Raw genomic sequence first — 16,574 nt, 5'->3', positions numbered from 1 at the left:
CAAGATGAAAAATATTTTTATAATAATTTGTATGTGTTTCGCTTTCGCGAAAGCGGATGCCGCATTCATGCAAAATTACAAACAACATACGGTAGAGCAAGGAGAGACTATCTATACCCTTACTCAAAAGTATAAAGTAACTTCTGAGCAATTATTAGAGCTTAATCCTGATTTAAAGTCGGGATTAAAGTATGGTCAGGTACTTTTAATACCAGCTCAAAATACCGTACTTACTCAAAGAAGAGTAGAAAAGTATAAAAAGCACAGAGTAAGACGCAAAGAGACGCTTTATAGCCTTTCAAAAAAATATAATATCACAGAGTTAGATATTAAGGAGGCAAATAAAGAGTTGTATTCAAATCCTTTAAGAAAAGGAGATAAGATACAAATACCAATTTTTGAAGAAGTAGAGCTTTCTGTTCAAGATTCAGAACCTAAGGAACCTGTTTTAGACCCTACAAACTTACCAGATGGTAAGTATTTAGTAAAGCCTAGTGAAGGAATGTATGGTATTGCCACAAAACATGGTATCAAGGCTAAGGAGCTTTTAGAGCTTAATCCTGATGTTAAAGATTTGCGTCCTGGAATGATTTTAAATGTGCCTAAAGGAATTACTGTTGATACAGATTCAATGCCGGAACAAGTAATTTCTGATTCTAAAAATGAGCAACCGTTAATGGTAGAGTATGCTATACCTAAAAAGATGGGTATGTATTCATTAAAGAAGCTGTCTGGTATAAGTGAGGATTCTTTACTAGCTCTTAATCCACAATTAAAAGATGGACTTAAAGAAGGTATGAAAGTGACTATTCCTAATCCGGATTATGGAAAAGAAGTAGTCGTGAAATCAAGTGTAAATACGACAGCTAGATTGATAGATAGTTTGAGGAATTTTAAAAGACAGCGCATTGCTGTTATGCTACCATTTTCAATTCATAAGACAGATGGAAACGCAAATCGAGATCTTTTAAAAGCAGATAGAACTATGCGTATTGCTTTGGATTTTTACAGTGGTGTAAAAATAGCTGTGGACAGTGCAAATGCGTTAGGTATCCCTGTAGATTATGATGTCTATGATACTCAAAAGAGCCTACAGACTACTAAGAACATTCTTAATGCGACTGATTTTGCTGATTATAATGCAGTTTTAGGACCGCTTATGTCTGATAACGTTGTGGAAACGGCAAAGGAAATAAAACGTATTGATGTTCCTGTTATATCACCTCTAACTAATACTAATGTAAAACTGTATCGCAATTTATTTCAGGCTAGACCTAGTAATGACATGCTCAAACAGCAGTTTAAAGATTTTATAGTAGCGTACTCTAAAGGAAAACATGTAATTATCGTTACAGATAATAATAATCCTAAATTGAGAAATGAATTCACTTCTATATTACCATCAGCAAATGTGTTAGTGCCTAATTCAAAAAAGAATTACATTTTCAGCATTAACTATATTAAAGAACTTCAAGCAGATGTTGAGAATGTAGTTATACTGGCAGTAGATAATGTTGGTTTTATTACTGATGCCATCACAAATTATTCTGCTAAAGCAGACTCTCATAAGATAACGATGTTCGGTTTAGATAACTTTGAAGAAATGGATTTACCTAATGCAAAGTTGGCACAATTAAACTTTGTGTATCCTAGTATGTATAAAGAAAGTGAAGAGGATAATTCTTTTATAAAAAAGTATTATTCTACACATAGTATCACGCCTAATTCTTATGCGGTAAGAGGTTTTGATGTTACTCTGGATCTTATTTTAAGACAGGCTAGCTCTTCAGACCTTTATGAAAGCGCAATGAGAAATGGAAGAACTGTTATGACAGAGAATAAGTTTGATTATTCTAAAAAGTCATCTTCTGGTTTTTATAATGAGGCGATGTATATCTTGCAGTATCAAGAAGATCTAAGCATCAAAGAATTAGATATTAATACTATTACTAATAAAGAGTAACTATGACTTCTACTGTAGAGTATAAAGGTAATTTAAGATGTGAATCTACACATCTTAAAAGTGGTAATTCATTCTTAACAGATGCACCTGTAGATAATCAAGGTAAAGGAGAGGCTTTCTCTCCTACAGATACAGTTGCTACTGGTCTAGCCAGTTGTATGCTTACTGTAATGGGCATTAAAGCTGCTGATATGGGGATAGAACTTTCTGGTAGTAAAGCACAGGTTACTAAGATCATGGATGCTAATCCACGACGTATTTCTCAAATAGATGTAGTGCTAGATATGAAGGGTGGTTGTGATAAAAGAGCGCAATTAATTCTTGAACGCGTCGGGAATACTTGCCCAGTGCACAATAGTCTACATCCAGATATTGTTAAGAATATTACTTTTAACTGGAGCTAAATGAAGATTTTGTTCTCTTGTATCCTCCTTATATTATCATTTAATTTTAATGATGATCCAAGAGAACGATTTTCTTATCAAGAACACTCTCAATTAACTTGGCAAGATTTTAAAGGAGTACCGCCTCAGGGAGCTCATCATTTTGCGAGTGTTAATTGTGGTATGGGATATAGTTTTTCTTCTAAAAGTATAGATGGTGATTTAAAGGTAGATGTACAGGTTACTAGTTATTTTTATCCTCAATTAAGTTGGAAAAAAAACATCAATGAAAGTAACGCTGCATTACTTGCCCATGAGCAATTGCATTGGGATATATCAGAGTTATATGCGCGTAAATTAAGAGCGGCTTTTACAAAATACGTTCCTCAAAAAAATCCTAAAAAGGAAATTGATTTCATTTTTAGGAAGTTTGAAAAAGATCGTCAGCAACTACAGTCTACATATGATCGAGAGACTAACCATGGATTAATAAAAGATGCTCAAGAAATCTGGTCCATAAAAATTAAGGAAGAACTCTTTAAAACTAGTGCAGAGTCTTAGGTTTCTTATAGTTCAAAAGATTCCTTAATAGAAGTGACTACTTGCGGCACTTCTTCTACCATAAAGTCTAAAGCCAATTCATATTTTTTATCGTCTTTAGAAATTTTAAGATGACCCTTTTTTACTTTATAAATTCCTGTTGCTCCTCTACAAAAGCATAGTCTGTTATAACTGACTTTAGCGTTACCTAAGAACTGATCTGTTAGATCTAAATCTGTAATGTTCTCGTCTATTTCTATAAAAATTATTTCAGAATAATTATCATCACTAATTTCAGGATTGGTATTTCTCTTGTATTCATATTTTAGAACCACTTTACCATCTGCAGGTATTAATTCGTGGTAAGTGTTTTTAAACTCATCTTCTAGAATTAAAAGTTCTTTATTTTTAAGTACTTCAAAAGAACAGGTTCCGTCTATAGGGCATGATATTTCTTGATCAGATTTTGTGGTGATTTGCTGATTAGATTTACAGGATGAAATCAATAATATCATTGCAATTAGAAGCGTGTATTTATACATGTAAGATGTTTTTAATGAAGTTTAAAAATAGATAATTATTTTTTGTTTAGTTACGCTTTCGCGAAAGCATAATTATAAATATCATGATAAATTAGCAGATACACTATTGATAACACAAAATTGTGATCATTTTCCCTTATTATTGTTTTCTAAAATTCAAAGCATGTTTAAAAATTACAAGTTATGGATGACAGCACTTCTATTTATAATTGGTGCAATGTTACCATCATCAGCTCAAAAAAGCAAAAGTACTTGGTCACAAGTAACTGAATCTGATCTCGCATCAGAGGTACAGTGGACTAGAAAAACAGATCCAACAGTAGCTTCTTATTATAGAATTGATCTTTCAGCCCTTAAAGCTCAATTACAAAACGCACCACAAAGAGGTGTTGATTCAAACCTGTCTACGGTAATTATAGAATACCCTACCACTAATGGAATAGAGTTTTTTAGAGTAAAAGAGGCAAGTGTAATGGCTCCTGAGTTACAGGCTGAGTATGCAGATTTTAGATCTTATGTAGGTCAAAGTGTAAACGATGCAGATAGTCAAGTTAGATTTTCTATTACCTCTCAGGGTTTTCATGGAATGATGTTTTCTCCTAGATTAGGTACTCAATTTGTAGATTCCTATTCTTTTGATAATTCATCTGTTGTAGTTTATAAGAAAAGTGATTTAATTAATCATGGTGATCACTGGGAATGTCATGTTGAGGACACATATGACCTGAATCAAAGATTTATTGGTCCAGAGCATACTTTTGATGTTAAAAATGCAAACGATGGTTTGTTAAGAGATTTTAGATTAGCTATCTCTACCACTGTAGAGTATTCTCAATTTCATTGGCTTAGAGCTGGTGTGGTATCAACCGACCCTATTCTAGCTAAAAGAAATGCTGTTGTAGCGGCTATTATAGTTACTATGACTCGTAATAACTTTATTTATGAGAGAGATTTAAGTGTAACGATGACTCTTGTTGCTAATAATACGGCGTTAATTTCTATAGATTCAGATAATTTCTCAAATAGTTCCCCGGGTGCCATTTTAGGAGAAAATCAAGCTGCTATAGATGCTATTATAGGTTTTGGTAACTATGATATAGGTCATATTTTCTCTACAGGAGGTGGTGGGCTAGCTTCACTAGCGTCTCCATGTACGAATAGAAAAGCGCAAGGTGTAACAGGTAGTGCTGCACCAGTGGGTGATCCTTTTGATATTGATTTTGTAGCTCATGAATTAGGTCATCAAATGGGTGCTCCACATTCATTTAACGGTGATGCAGCAAATTGTGCTGGAGGAAATAGATCTGCAAATAATGCTTTTGAACCAGGTAGTGGATCAACAATAATGGCATATGCTGGTATTTGTACACCACAAAATGTTCAAAATAATAGTGACGCATATTTTCATCAAGGTAGTTTGAATAGTATTTTTAATAATATATCGTCTGGTTTAGGTACTTGTGCTCAAACAACTTTAACAGGTAATTCAGCTCCTGTTGCTATAGCAGACAGTGATTATATTATTCCTAGAAACACTCCTTATAAATTAGTTGGTAATTCAACTGATGTAGATGGAACTTCTACGCATACCTATACGTGGGAACAAAATGATTTAAGTACTGTTACTGGTTTACCTCAAGAAACAAATGCAACAGGCCCTATGGTGAGATCATTTGAAGGTACTTCTGATAAAGTAAGATATATCCCTAGATTAGAAGAATTACTAGTTAATGGAGGTAATTCTACACAATGGGAAAAACTATCCTCTGTTAGTCGTGTGCAAACATTTGATTTAACCGTAAGAGATAATGACACAAGAGGCGGGCAGACCAACAGTGATGAAATGATAGTACAGGTAGATGCAAACGCAGGACCCTTTAGAGTTACTTCACAAAATACAGGTGGTGTTGTATGGTTGCCTAATACAGTTGAAAATATTACATGGGATGTAGCTGGTACAGATGCAAATACTATTAATACTGCAAATGTCAATATACTTCTTTCTACTGACGGAGGTTCAAATTTTGATACAGTACTAGCATCAAATGTGCCTAATACAGGTTCTTATGCGTTAACTGTACCTTCAGGAATCGTGTCTCCAAGTTGTAGAATAATGATAGAGGGCGCTGGTAATATTTTCTTTGCATTAAATAATACAGAATTTAATATTAATGCAGATGTTCAAATAACTTGTACAACGTATCAGTCTGGTGCTTTAGGTACCTCTATTCCTGATAATAACGCAAGTGGTATTTTTTCTACTTTAAATATACCGCTTACAGATAATGTTGAAAGTATAAAACTAGGTGTTGATATTTCACATACCTACATACAAGATTTAATTTTTTCAATTGCTGCCCCTTCAGGTCGTAATCAAGCTGTTGCATGGAATAGAGAGTGTGCAAATCAAAATGATGTGGCTGCTACATTTGAAGATGGTGGAGCGACTATACTTTGTAGACAGCCTACTGTAGGTAATTTTGCTCCTTCTGAATCTTTTTCAGTATTTAATGGAGTTGCAGCAAATGGAGATTGGACATTGCGTGTATCTGATAACGGAGATGCAGATTTAGGTACATTGAACAGTTGGTCCTTAGAAGTATGTGTGCAAAACGTAACTCCATTGAGTAATGAATCTTTTGAATTAGATAATTTGTCTATATATCCTAATCCTAGTAATGGTAACTTTAATGTATTGTTTGATAACGCATCAAGTAATAATGTAGGTATTACCGTATTTGATTTAAGTGGTAGATCTGTATTTAAAAGATCTTATGAGACTTCAAATAGTTTCAATCAAAATATTAATTTAGGTGCTGTATCTGCTGGTATGTATTTAGTAAACATAGTAGATGGAAATCGTACAGTAACTCAAAAGATAGTAGTAGATTAATCTCTATTAATTTTATATAATAAAAAGCCAGCAAGTAATTGCTGGCTTTTGTAGTTTTAAGCTTTTCTATTTAAGATTAAAAGTTCTCGTTTCTCTTCTTCAAAATACCTACTTTTGCAGCTGTTTTTAAAACTCTTAAAACATAACTATGGCACACGCAAAGTATATATTTGTAACAGGTGGAGTAACCTCTTCTTTAGGAAAGGGAATAATCGCAGCTTCATTAGCAAAATTACTGCAAGCTAGAGGTTTAAGGGTTACTATACAGAAGTTAGATCCGTATATAAATGTGGATCCAGGGACCCTTAATCCTTATGAGCATGGAGAATGCTACGTAACAGAAGACGGTGCAGAAACAGATTTAGACCTAGGTCACTACGAGCGTTTTCTTAACGTTAATACTTCTCAGGCTAATAATGTTACCACGGGAAGAATTTATCAAAGTGTTATTCAGAAAGAAAGACGAGGTGAGTTTTTAGGTAAAACGGTGCAAGTTATACCTCATATTACAGACGAGATTAAACAACGTATACAGATTCTTGGTAAATCTGGTGATTATGATGTTGTTATCACAGAGATAGGTGGTACCGTAGGAGATATAGAATCATTACCTTATATAGAAAGTGTAAGACAGTTACAGTGGGAGCTAGGAGAACGCAATTCTCTAGTGATACACTTAACTTTAATACCATATTTAAGTGCTGCAGGTGAGTTAAAAACTAAACCTACTCAACATAGCGTTAAGACTCTTATGGAGAGTGGTGTACAAGCAGATATTCTTGTATGTCGTACAGAGCATGAAATATCTGACGAGATACGTACCAAGCTTGCGCGTTTCTGTAATGTTAAGCAAGAAGCAGTAATCCAGTCTATCGATGTAGAAACCATTTATGACGTTCCTAATAAAATGTTATTAGAAGGACTAGATCGTGTTGTCATTAAAAATCTAGATATAGATACAAAAGATCAGCCAGATTTAAGAAGCTGGAATGAATTTGTACAAAGACATAAAAATCCTAAAAGTACCGTTACCATAGGACTGATAGGTAAATATGTAGAGTTACAAGATTCTTATAAATCTATTTTAGAAGCATTTATACACGCCGGTGCTGCAAACGAGATTAAAGTAAAAATAGAATCTATACATAGTGAATATCTGGAAGTAGATAACGTAGAGAAAAAACTATCTCATCTAGACGCCGTACTAGTTGCTCCTGGTTTTGGAGAGCGCGGTATAGAAGGTAAGATAGAGGCAGTACGCTATGCAAGAGAGAATAAATTACCATTTTTTGGAATTTGTTTAGGAATGCAAATGGCAGTTATTGAATATTCTCGTAACGTTTTAGGAATTAAAGACTCTAACTCTATAGAGATGGATGAGAAAACTGCAAATCCAGTTATTTCACTCATGGAAGATCAAAAGAATATTATGAACATGGGTGGTACCATGCGTCTAGGAGCTTGGGATTGTGAGCTAATAGGTGGTGAAATAAAAAATATTTACGGTTCTAAAATGATAAGCGAGCGTCATAGACACCGTTATGAATATAATAATGATTATAGAGAGCAATTAGAAAACGCTGGACTTAAGACCACAGGAGTAAATCCTAAATCTAACCTGGTAGAAACGGTAGAGGTAGAAGATCATCCTTGGTTTATAGGGGTTCAATACCATCCAGAATATAAAAGTACCGTTGCTGCACCACACCCATTATTTACATCTTTTGTAAAGGCAGCAGGAGATTTTAAATTAAAGAAAAATAAGATATAAGTTTCGCTTTCGCGAAAGCGAGAACAATATCCATTTTAAATACCAAGTAAATTAATCGCCCCAACGGGCAAAAGTATGGAAGAGAAAAAGACGGACTGGAAAAGTATGCTAGGATTAGCCCTAATTTTTGGGATAGTTGCATTTATGCTTTTCAGAAACCAAGAAGACCAGCAAGGAACAGAAGATACATCACAAACGAGTGAAGTTGTTTCAAATTCAAACCAGCCAGTTACATTAAATGATACAGCGCTAACACCAGGAGATTCTAAAGGTGAAGTGCTAGAGTTTAATAACAATTTAGTTGATTTTAAAATCAATACTAAAGGAGCTTTAATTGATGAAGCATTATTAAAAAGTTTCAAAACTTATGACTCTTTACCGGTATACCTAGTTAAAGGTGGTGATCATAATTTTGATTTAGAATTCATGACTAAAGATGGACGTAAAGTGCATACTAAGGACATGGTTTTTACACCTAAAACTTCACAAAATGGAGCAAATAAGGTTTTAAGTCTTACAGCTAGTCCAGCAAGTGGTGCATCTATAGAATTTAGATATGAGTTACAGCCAGACGATTATATGATGGATTTCAACATCCGTTCTCAAGGTCTAGCGCAAGTAGCAAATACATCTGAAGAAGTTGCCCTTAATTGGGAATTACAAGCATATCGTCGTTCAAAAAGTATATCTACAGAGAGTCGTTATACAGAGATTAAGTTTGAATACGATGGAGGTAGTGATGACTACACAGGTCAAGGCGAAAACGCTGAGGAAGATGCTGAAGATATTACCTATATCGCTTACAAAGAGCATTTCTTCTCTTCTATACTTTTAACAGACACACCTTTCAAAAGTGGTTTATTAAAGTCTTATAATAATACCAGTGAAGATGACGAGCAAAATGAGCTAACTAAGAGGTTTACTTCTAAAGTGCAGTTGGATTATGCCGGTGGTGAACTAGCTTACAATATGGACTGGTATTTTGGTCCTACAGATTTTGAAATCTTAGATGGATATGATCGCAATCTTGACGAAGTAGTAGATCTAGGATGGGGAATTTTTGGTTTTATTAATGAATGGGCGATAAGACCGTTATTTACATTCTTAAGTAGTTCTGATGGATTAGGTATTCCTTATGGACTTGCTATTATACTACTTACTATTTGTGTAAGACTGGTATTATCTCCAGTATTATATAAGAGTTATTTAACTCAGGCAAAGATGAAAATTCTACGTCCAGAATTAAATAGAATTGCAGAAAAGTACAAGGATAATGCAATGAAAAAGCAGCAGGAAACCATGAAGGTTCAAAGTGAGGCAGGTGCCAGCCCATTGAGTGGTTGTTTACCAGCATTGTTACAAATGCCTGTATTCTTTGCACTCTTTAAGTTTTTCCCTACAGCATTTGAATTAAGACAGAAAAGTTTTCTTTGGGCAGATGATTTATCTAGTTATGATGTTATCTATCAATTCCCAGAAGGTTTTAAAATACCATTTTATGGTGATCACGTGAGTCTATTTCCTATTCTTGCTTCTATATCTATCTTTTTCTATATGAAGATGACTACTGGGCAAAATATGCAAGCAGCACAACAGCCTGGTATGCCTAACATGAAGTTTATCATGTATCTATCTCCATTGTTCATGCTGGTATTCTTTAATAAATATGCAAGTGGACTATCATTGTATTACTTTATATCTAACTTAATTACCATCGGTATTATGTTAGTGATTAAGCATGTAATCATTGATAAGGATAAGGTTCTTGCTAAAATTGAAAAGGCAAAAGCAAAGCCTAAGAAAAAGAAAGGCCGTTTTGCTAGCAAGATGTCAGAGATTATGGAGCAAGCACAAGCACAACAAGAAGAACAACAAAAGAATAAGAAGAAGTAAGCTTCTTTAAATAGTTTTTAAAATCCTCAATCTTTTGATTGAGGATTTTTTGTTTTAATATATTTTGAAAAAAGAAGTAACTCTTGGTTTGTAATCTAGTAATGTCTCAACCACTCCTGATTGCATCGCCGCTAAAGTTTAGAAACTAATCTGTCCTCGCTTTTCTAAGGTGAGGAGTTTTAAATAAAAAAGATCTTTTCCTTAGACGAGGAAAAGAGGGAAAAGTGAGCAGTAGTGAAGTTTGGTCGGAAAGGTTGAAAAGACGCTAGTTCTATCTCTACATCTACAACCTAACAAAAACTTCCCGATCAGATTTAGACGATGCCAATTCAAATACTTGGTATGTCCATTATGAATAGTATTGTAAAAAATGAAGATTAAACTGCTTGCTTAATTCAGCTCCTTCTTCAAAAACCTAGCGGTATGACTCGTCTTATGTTTGGCAACTTGTTCAGGTGTTCCTTTTGTGATTATATTACCACCACCACGGCCTCCTTCTGGACCTACATCTATAAGATAGTCACATATTTTGATAACGTCCATGTTGTGTTCTATAACTAGAACCGTATTACCTTTATCAACTAGTTTATTAAGAACATCCATAAGAACAGCAACATCTTCAAAATGAAGCCCTGTAGTAGGCTCATCTAGTATGTAAAATGTGTTACCAGTATCTCTTTTAGAGAGTTCGCTAGCTAGTTTAATACGTTGCGCTTCACCACCGGATAGAGTAGTAGACTGTTGTCCTAAAGTAATGTAGCCTAGTCCTACATCTTTTATAGTTTTTAATTTGCGGTATATTTTAGGGATAGGCTCAAAGAAGTCTGTCGCTTCTGTAATGGTCATATTAAGAACATCACTTATAGATTTCCCTTTATACCGTATTTCTAGAGTTTCTCTATTAAAACGTTTTCCTTGACAGGTTTCACAAGTCACATATACATCTGGAAGAAAGTTCATTTCTATAACTCTTAAGCCACCACCTTTACAGGTTTCACAACGTCCACCAGTTACATTAAAACTAAAACGACCTGGCTTATAACCACGTATTAATGCCTCAGGTGTTTTGGCAAATAAGGATCTTATTTCGTCAAATGTTTTAGTGTAAGTAGCAGGATTAGATCGTGGTGTTCTACCTATAGGGCTTTGATTAATATCAATCACTTTATCACAATTATCTAGTCCCTTGATGCTTTTATAAGGCATCGGTACTTTAACTCCATTAAAGAAATGCGCATTCATAATAGGATAAAGCGTCTCATTTATAAGAGTAGATTTACCACTTCCTGAAACACCAGTTACACCTATCATCTGGCCTAGAGGTAGGTCTATAGAAACATCTTTTAGGTTATTTCCAGTACAACCTTTAAGCGATATTTTTTTACCATTTCCTTTACGACGTTTTTTAGGTACGGCTATTTCTCTTTTACCGTTGAGATATTGAGCTGTTAACGTGTCGTGTTTTAAAATCTCCTGCGGTGAGCCTTCACTAATGATTTCACCACCATATTTTCCTGCTCGAGGACCTATATCTATGACATGATCTGCTCGCTCGATCATATCCTTATCATGTTCTACCACGATTACAGAATTTCCGGTATCTCGCAGGGCAACTAGAGAATTAATAAGTTTTTCATTATCGCGCTGGTGCAATCCTATACTCGGCTCATCTAGAATGTATAAAACTCCTACTAACTGAGAACCTATTTGAGTGGCCAGGCGTATACGTTGTGCTTCACCACCAGAAAGTGTTTTGGCACTTCTGTTTAGTGATAAATAATCGAGACCTACATCTAGTAAAAACTGTAATCGTTCTCTTATTTCTTTAAGTAGTTCAGTAGCTATTTGTTGTTGCTTTCGCGAAAGCGTGCCATTTAAAGATTCAAACCATTCTACCAGCTGGACGATATCCATTTGAGCCAGTTGGGCAATATTCTTCTCGTTAACACGGAAATAAAGACTTTCTTTACGCAATCTCGATCCTTCACAATTAGGGCAGGTCACGTTATCCATGAATTCTTTTGCCCAACGTTGTAAACTAGTACTGTCGTTATTGTTATAGGTTTGCTCTATGAAGTTTGCAAGCCCTTCAAAATCTATTTTATAACTGCGTTTAACACCTAAGTTCTTGCTATCTACCTCTAGACTTTCTTTGCCACCGTAAAGAATCATTTCTATGGCTGCTGCAGGTATTTTATCTAGCGGATCTGTTAGTTTAAAATCAAACTTTTGGGCAATTAATTCTAGCTGTTTATAAATCCAGTTCTTTTTATTGTCAGGATATGGGGCAAGACCACCTTTAGTAATAGAAAGACTGCGGTCTGGTATGATTTTGTTTTCATTTACCTGATAGAGTGTACCTATACCATTACATTTAGGACAGGCACCTTTAGGACTATTAAAAGAAAAGTTATTAGGTTCTGGCTCAGGATATGAGATTCCAGTTTCTGGACACATTAACGTACGAGAGAAAAAACGACCTTCTTTTTCACCATGTGGTACAATCATCGTGATGTCGTTACCATGGTACATCGCAGTTTTAATAGACTCGTCTAGCCTTTTAATATCTTCTTCAGTGTCGCCTACTTGTAATCTATCGATTACTATTTCAATGTCGTGGACCTTATAACGGTCCAGTTTCATACCCTTAGTAATATCTACTATGACATTATCACATCGTACTTTTACAAACCCTTGTTTTGCTATTTGTTCAAAGAGTTCTCTATAGTGACCTTTTCTACCTCTTATGGCAGGTGCAAGTATGTTAATTCGCTGGCCTTTATATTCTTCTATAATAAGATCGCGTATTTGCTCATCGCTATAACTTACCATTTTCTTACCTGTGTTGTAAGAATAGGCGTCGCTAGCACGAGCGTATAGTAATCTTAAAAAATCATAGATCTCTGTAATAGTACCGACTGTACTTCGTGGACTTTTACTCGTTGTCTTTTGTTCTATGGCTATAACAGGAGAGAGTCCATCTATTTTATCTACATCGGGACGTTCTAGACCGCCTAGAAACTGTCTCGCATATGCGCTGAAGGTTTCTATGTAACGTCGTTGACCTTCGGCATAGATAGTGTCAAAAGCTAGCGATGATTTACCAGAACCAGAGAGACCAGTTATAACCACAAGTTTCTCTCTAGGAATATTTACATCGATGTCCTTTAAATTATGAACACGAGCTCCTTTTACTTCAATAATTTCGTCAGTGTACGCCATAGTATATTGCAATCTTGCGAAGTTAATTCTAATGAACTAGAAATAGAATTAAAGCTTACTTAAAATGCTGTGGAGAGTTGGGTTTTTATACTTCTCTAATTTAAGACTATTTATTTATTCATATCCATTTGAATAGAGACACTTGACCTTTATTCAATTCCGATAAGTTTAGTTTTAGAGTAGGTTGCGTGTTTTTTATGTTATGAAATCATTCTTATAAAAATAATGTAGATAAAATAAGTGTATTTTACTAAATGTAAAGTATATTTGTCATTATAATAAAAATACTTTACGTTATGAAGAATTCTGTTTTGAATAAATTTTGTGAATTTGAAAAGAAAGGCGGCGTATTTCCTTTGCTGCCTACTTCTTTTAAATGGATAGGAGTAGGTATTTCAATTAGCGCGATCATTGGTATGTTGATAGTCTATTATCAAGGCGATGAGTTGAGGTTATTTTATAAAGACCTGTGTATGCATCTTGTTCTAATTGGCTTGTTCATTTTAGCACTGTCTCGAGATAAACATGAAGATGAGCGTACAAATCAGTTACGTTATAGAGCATTTGCATTTGCCTTTGTGTTGGGTACGGGAATGTTATTGATACAGCCTTTTATTAATATTATACTAAACAGTTTTTATAAGGATATTCTAGAATGGGAATATCAAAGTTTCTTTTTTATCATGTCGTCCTATTTATTTTATTATTTGATGTATTTCAACATTTTTAAAAAGCAATTGTAATGAACGATAAACAATTAGATAAAGTAAGAAAAGGAGATTTTTTATTATTACCGCATTACATGAAATGGGTAGCTATACTTCCTATTTTATGTGGAATAGTATTATTCTTTCTTAAAGAATACCAACAATTTCTAAGTGAAGAAGTTGCAACCGGTATGGCTGGCCATTTAATTCTTTTAGGTTTTCTATTCATTATAATTAGTAGAGATAAATTTCCAGATGAGCGATTGCTTAATTTACGTCACAAAGCAATGGCTTATGCTTTTATGTATGGTATGATTCTAGTTATTGTCACACCATTTTTAAACTTTTTGTTAAGTAGTTTATTTCGTTCTGGATCTCAGCTAGATTTTATGGATTATGGGATGCTTTCTATTTTTCTTTTCCAGATCATGTATTTGATTAATTACTGGCGTTTTAAACAAGAATTATAATGAAAAACACCATCCATGTGCAGCGCGCCATCCATAAAATGACCCAAGCAGATCTTTCTGAAGCAATAGGAGTTTCTAGACAGACTATAAATTCTATAGAAAAAAATCGATACGTGCCATCTACTGTATTAGCATTAAAAATTGCGAGAACGTTTAAGGTTTCTGTAGAAGAGTTATTTGAGTTAGAAGATAGTGATGATCGATGAGAGGTAGTAGTGTTGTAGTTTTGATCAGTTATTTAGGAAATTGGTCGAAATAGACATTTTCTTAACTATAAATTAACTCTAGATTTTTATTTTCGCTTGTAATTCTTTGTTTAATAAGGGTTTATCATGACGCAATTTTATTCTTCTCAAAATAATTGGAAAACAATTACTTACTTAATTGTTAGGGTTGGTTTAGGCTCTTATTTACTCATTCATGCTATAGTTAACTTGGTTAATTATGATGAGTTTATACAGCTAGCAGTTCAATATGTGCCACAAGGAAGTGAATTAGGTTTCTTAGCAAATTTTACACCTATAGTACCTCTCTTAGAGTTCTTTATAGCCTTAATGATTCTTACAGGCTTGTACGCTAGAAAGAGTTTAATAGGGGCTATTGTTCTAGGAGTTTTTTTTACAGCTCTTTTTCATTATACCGGTGATATACAGACAGCATTAACCCATAGTTATACTCTTATTCTTAAAGTAGGTTTGTTTTATTCTTTATACTACAATAAATTCTCTGCAGATTATTATAACCTATGGACCACCCACCAGGCTATAGAGCTAGAGATGAAAGAAAAAGAAGAACAAGATCATAAAAAGAAGGTTATGGATTCACTTTTAGGTCTGTAACAGGTATTGTAATTCCTAAAATACTACGCTTTTGTGCTAGAGGAAAATCACCAGCTGTCATTTCCCAATCACTCCATTTTGCTTCTAGACCATCTAGAGGCAGGATGCTTACCCACATTTTAAACGATGTAGGGCGATAGTTTTCATCTACTTCCCATAAATAAGCATCTCCAGGAGTAGTACCTCCCGAATTATATTTTACTAATAGTTTCTCCTTGCCATCTTCAGTTATAAGTTCTCTAGTAGTACCTATATCTAATACCTTATGCGGTGCAACTACCCAGAAACTATCATTATTAAAATTCTTTGCAGCATATGCGATAGCATCATCTTTTTCTTTTCCTTTTAATGTCTTTCCATCCTTAAAAGCAAAACTAATTTTAGGAAACTGTGTTTGATAAGAAACTCTATAGTTATCCCAGTAAACATCAACTAGATTTTGCTGTACTTTCCATTCATATCTATTCACTCCTCTAAAAGTCCAGTGAATTTCACGAGCTTCTGTAAACTGTTTATGGTCTATGGCTTCAAGAATTTTAAAAGCTAGATCATCTGCTGGTTTGCCTGATGTTCCTTGAGGTACATCTTCATTATAAATAAGTTTGAGCGTTATAACGGCAATAAGTACGATTGCTAGAATAGCTAAAATACTTTTTAATAAAAAACGAAATATCTTTTTCAAATCGGGATTAATTTATCAATTTAGGGCAAAGATAAACTTAGAAAAACTTAGATAAATATATTATATGAAATTATTAGGAATAGGATCAAGAATCAATCATGCCGAGTATGGCTTTGGAGTAGTGACTAACGTTACTGCGACTATGTATTGGGTAACCTTTCAGAAAGATGGATTAGAAACCATACCTCTAGATACAGATTTTGAGGTGATAGAAGCTTGTGAGGACGACGTTGATACCGTAAGTTTCTATGATGTTGAGAAGTCACTACGTGAAATCCTAGAAAGATTCAGCGATGTGAGTCAGGTAGTAGCACTAGCTGATAAATATAAAAATGGTACTATGATTCTAAGACCTGCAGATTCTAATCTCGCAGACAAAGAAATACCTATCAATACCTTTTGGCATAAGATAGTTATGTTGCGCGACCGTTTAAGAGTTATGGAGCAAAAGATAAATAGTTCTAAAGACCTGGACGACCAGCTTAAGATAGATTTACAGCAATACATTACTCGTATTTATGGTAGCCTTACTACTTTTAACGTACTATTTGCTAGCAAAGACCAGCAGTTTAAAGGTAGCGGTAAGTAATACCACAGAAATTTGCGTTAGCAAATTATCAGGGATCTGCCAGTATTTTCACTAAAATTATTTAAATAGTCTCTGTCTCT

The 16,574-nt window shown here is 34.3% G+C and carries 14 protein-coding genes; 11 read left to right on the top strand and 3 right to left on the bottom strand.

The window, feature by feature from the left end:
- The first annotated feature begins 4 nt into the window (after positions 1–4).
- The 3 genes from ACJJVJ_RS04180 to ACJJVJ_RS04170 are packed head-to-tail and all read left to right on the top strand — an operon-like array spanning position 5 to position 2,907.
- The gene (locus ACJJVJ_RS04180; RefSeq protein ID WP_405369224.1) at positions 5–1,963 is read left to right on the top strand and encodes a LysM peptidoglycan-binding domain-containing protein; all 1,959 of its coding nucleotides are present in this window, start codon (positions 5–7) and stop codon (positions 1,961–1,963) included.
- 2 nt (positions 1,964–1,965) lie between these two features.
- Positions 1,966–2,367: an OsmC family protein gene (locus ACJJVJ_RS04175; protein WP_104516188.1), complete on the top strand. Its 402-nt coding sequence runs from the start codon at positions 1,966–1,968 to the stop codon at positions 2,365–2,367.
- Complete coding sequence (locus tag ACJJVJ_RS04170) at positions 2,368–2,907, top strand: DUF922 domain-containing protein (RefSeq protein ID WP_405369222.1); 540 nt, start codon at positions 2,368–2,370, stop codon at positions 2,905–2,907.
- Positions 2,908–2,912: 5 nt separating this feature from the next.
- Here the strand turns inward: ACJJVJ_RS04170 and ACJJVJ_RS04165 are convergent, their stop codons facing one another.
- Positions 2,913–3,428 (bottom strand): hypothetical protein, encoded by a 516-nt coding sequence (locus tag ACJJVJ_RS04165; protein WP_405369220.1) that lies wholly within the window; start codon positions 3,426–3,428, stop codon positions 2,913–2,915.
- 163 nt (positions 3,429–3,591) lie between these two features.
- Here ACJJVJ_RS04165 and ACJJVJ_RS04160 point away from each other — a divergent pair, with 163 nt between their 5' ends.
- From ACJJVJ_RS04160 to yidC, 3 genes are all read left to right on the top strand, one after another.
- On the top strand, positions 3,592–6,321 hold the full coding sequence (locus tag ACJJVJ_RS04160) for a reprolysin-like metallopeptidase (RefSeq protein ID WP_405369218.1): 2,730 nt from the start codon (positions 3,592–3,594) through the stop codon (positions 6,319–6,321).
- 148 nt (positions 6,322–6,469) lie between these two features.
- Complete coding sequence (locus ACJJVJ_RS04155; RefSeq protein WP_405369216.1) at positions 6,470–8,092, top strand: CTP synthase; 1,623 nt, start codon at positions 6,470–6,472, stop codon at positions 8,090–8,092.
- A 75-nt stretch (positions 8,093–8,167) separates the two neighbouring features.
- Entirely contained in the window at positions 8,168–9,985 is a 1,818-nt protein-coding gene (yidC, locus tag ACJJVJ_RS04150; RefSeq protein WP_405369214.1) for a membrane protein insertase YidC, read from the top strand.
- A gap of 390 nt (positions 9,986–10,375) precedes the next feature.
- Here the strand turns inward: yidC and uvrA are convergent, their stop codons facing one another.
- Entirely contained in the window at positions 10,376–13,207 is a 2,832-nt protein-coding gene (gene uvrA, locus ACJJVJ_RS04145; RefSeq protein ID WP_405369213.1) for an excinuclease ABC subunit UvrA, read from the bottom strand.
- Between the two features lie 296 nt (positions 13,208–13,503).
- Between uvrA and ACJJVJ_RS04140 the strand changes: the two genes are divergently transcribed.
- The 4 genes from ACJJVJ_RS04140 to ACJJVJ_RS04125 all read left to right on the top strand — a co-directional run bounded on the left by ACJJVJ_RS04140 (position 13,504) and on the right by ACJJVJ_RS04125 (position 15,223).
- Positions 13,504–13,950 (top strand): hypothetical protein, encoded by a 447-nt coding sequence (locus ACJJVJ_RS04140; protein ID WP_405369211.1) that lies wholly within the window; start codon positions 13,504–13,506, stop codon positions 13,948–13,950.
- Positions 13,950–14,384 (top strand): hypothetical protein, encoded by a 435-nt coding sequence (locus tag ACJJVJ_RS04135; protein WP_405369209.1) that lies wholly within the window; start codon positions 13,950–13,952, stop codon positions 14,382–14,384. Before ACJJVJ_RS04140 ends, ACJJVJ_RS04135 begins: the two co-directional genes overlap by 1 nt.
- Positions 14,384–14,590: a helix-turn-helix transcriptional regulator gene (locus tag ACJJVJ_RS04130; RefSeq protein WP_405369207.1), complete on the top strand. Its 207-nt coding sequence runs from the start codon at positions 14,384–14,386 to the stop codon at positions 14,588–14,590. The genes ACJJVJ_RS04135 and ACJJVJ_RS04130 overlap by 1 nt, the downstream gene beginning before the upstream one ends.
- 126 nt (positions 14,591–14,716) lie before the next feature.
- On the top strand, positions 14,717–15,223 hold the full coding sequence (locus tag ACJJVJ_RS04125; protein ID WP_405369205.1) for a DoxX family protein: 507 nt from the start codon (positions 14,717–14,719) through the stop codon (positions 15,221–15,223).
- Here the strand turns inward: ACJJVJ_RS04125 and ACJJVJ_RS04120 are convergent.
- A complete protein-coding gene (locus tag ACJJVJ_RS04120) occupies positions 15,198–15,905 on the bottom strand; it encodes a hypothetical protein (RefSeq protein WP_405369203.1) in 708 nt (235 codons plus the stop codon). The two genes, ACJJVJ_RS04125 and ACJJVJ_RS04120, sit on opposite strands and share 26 nt — an antisense overlap.
- Before the next feature lie 64 nt (positions 15,906–15,969).
- Here ACJJVJ_RS04120 and ACJJVJ_RS04115 point away from each other — a divergent pair, with 64 nt between their 5' ends.
- Positions 15,970–16,494, top strand: coding sequence for a hypothetical protein (locus ACJJVJ_RS04115; RefSeq protein ID WP_405369201.1), 525 nt, complete (start codon positions 15,970–15,972; stop codon positions 16,492–16,494).
- Positions 16,495–16,574: the final 80 nt, after the last annotated feature.

It is taken from the genome of Nonlabens sp. Asnod2-A12 (assembly GCF_045063745.1).
In the GTDB taxonomy this organism is placed as follows: Bacteria; Bacteroidota; Bacteroidia; order Flavobacteriales; family Flavobacteriaceae; genus Nonlabens; species Nonlabens xylanidelens.
Note: the sequence above shows the minus strand (reverse complement) of the source record. Positions and strands in the feature narration are given on the sequence as shown.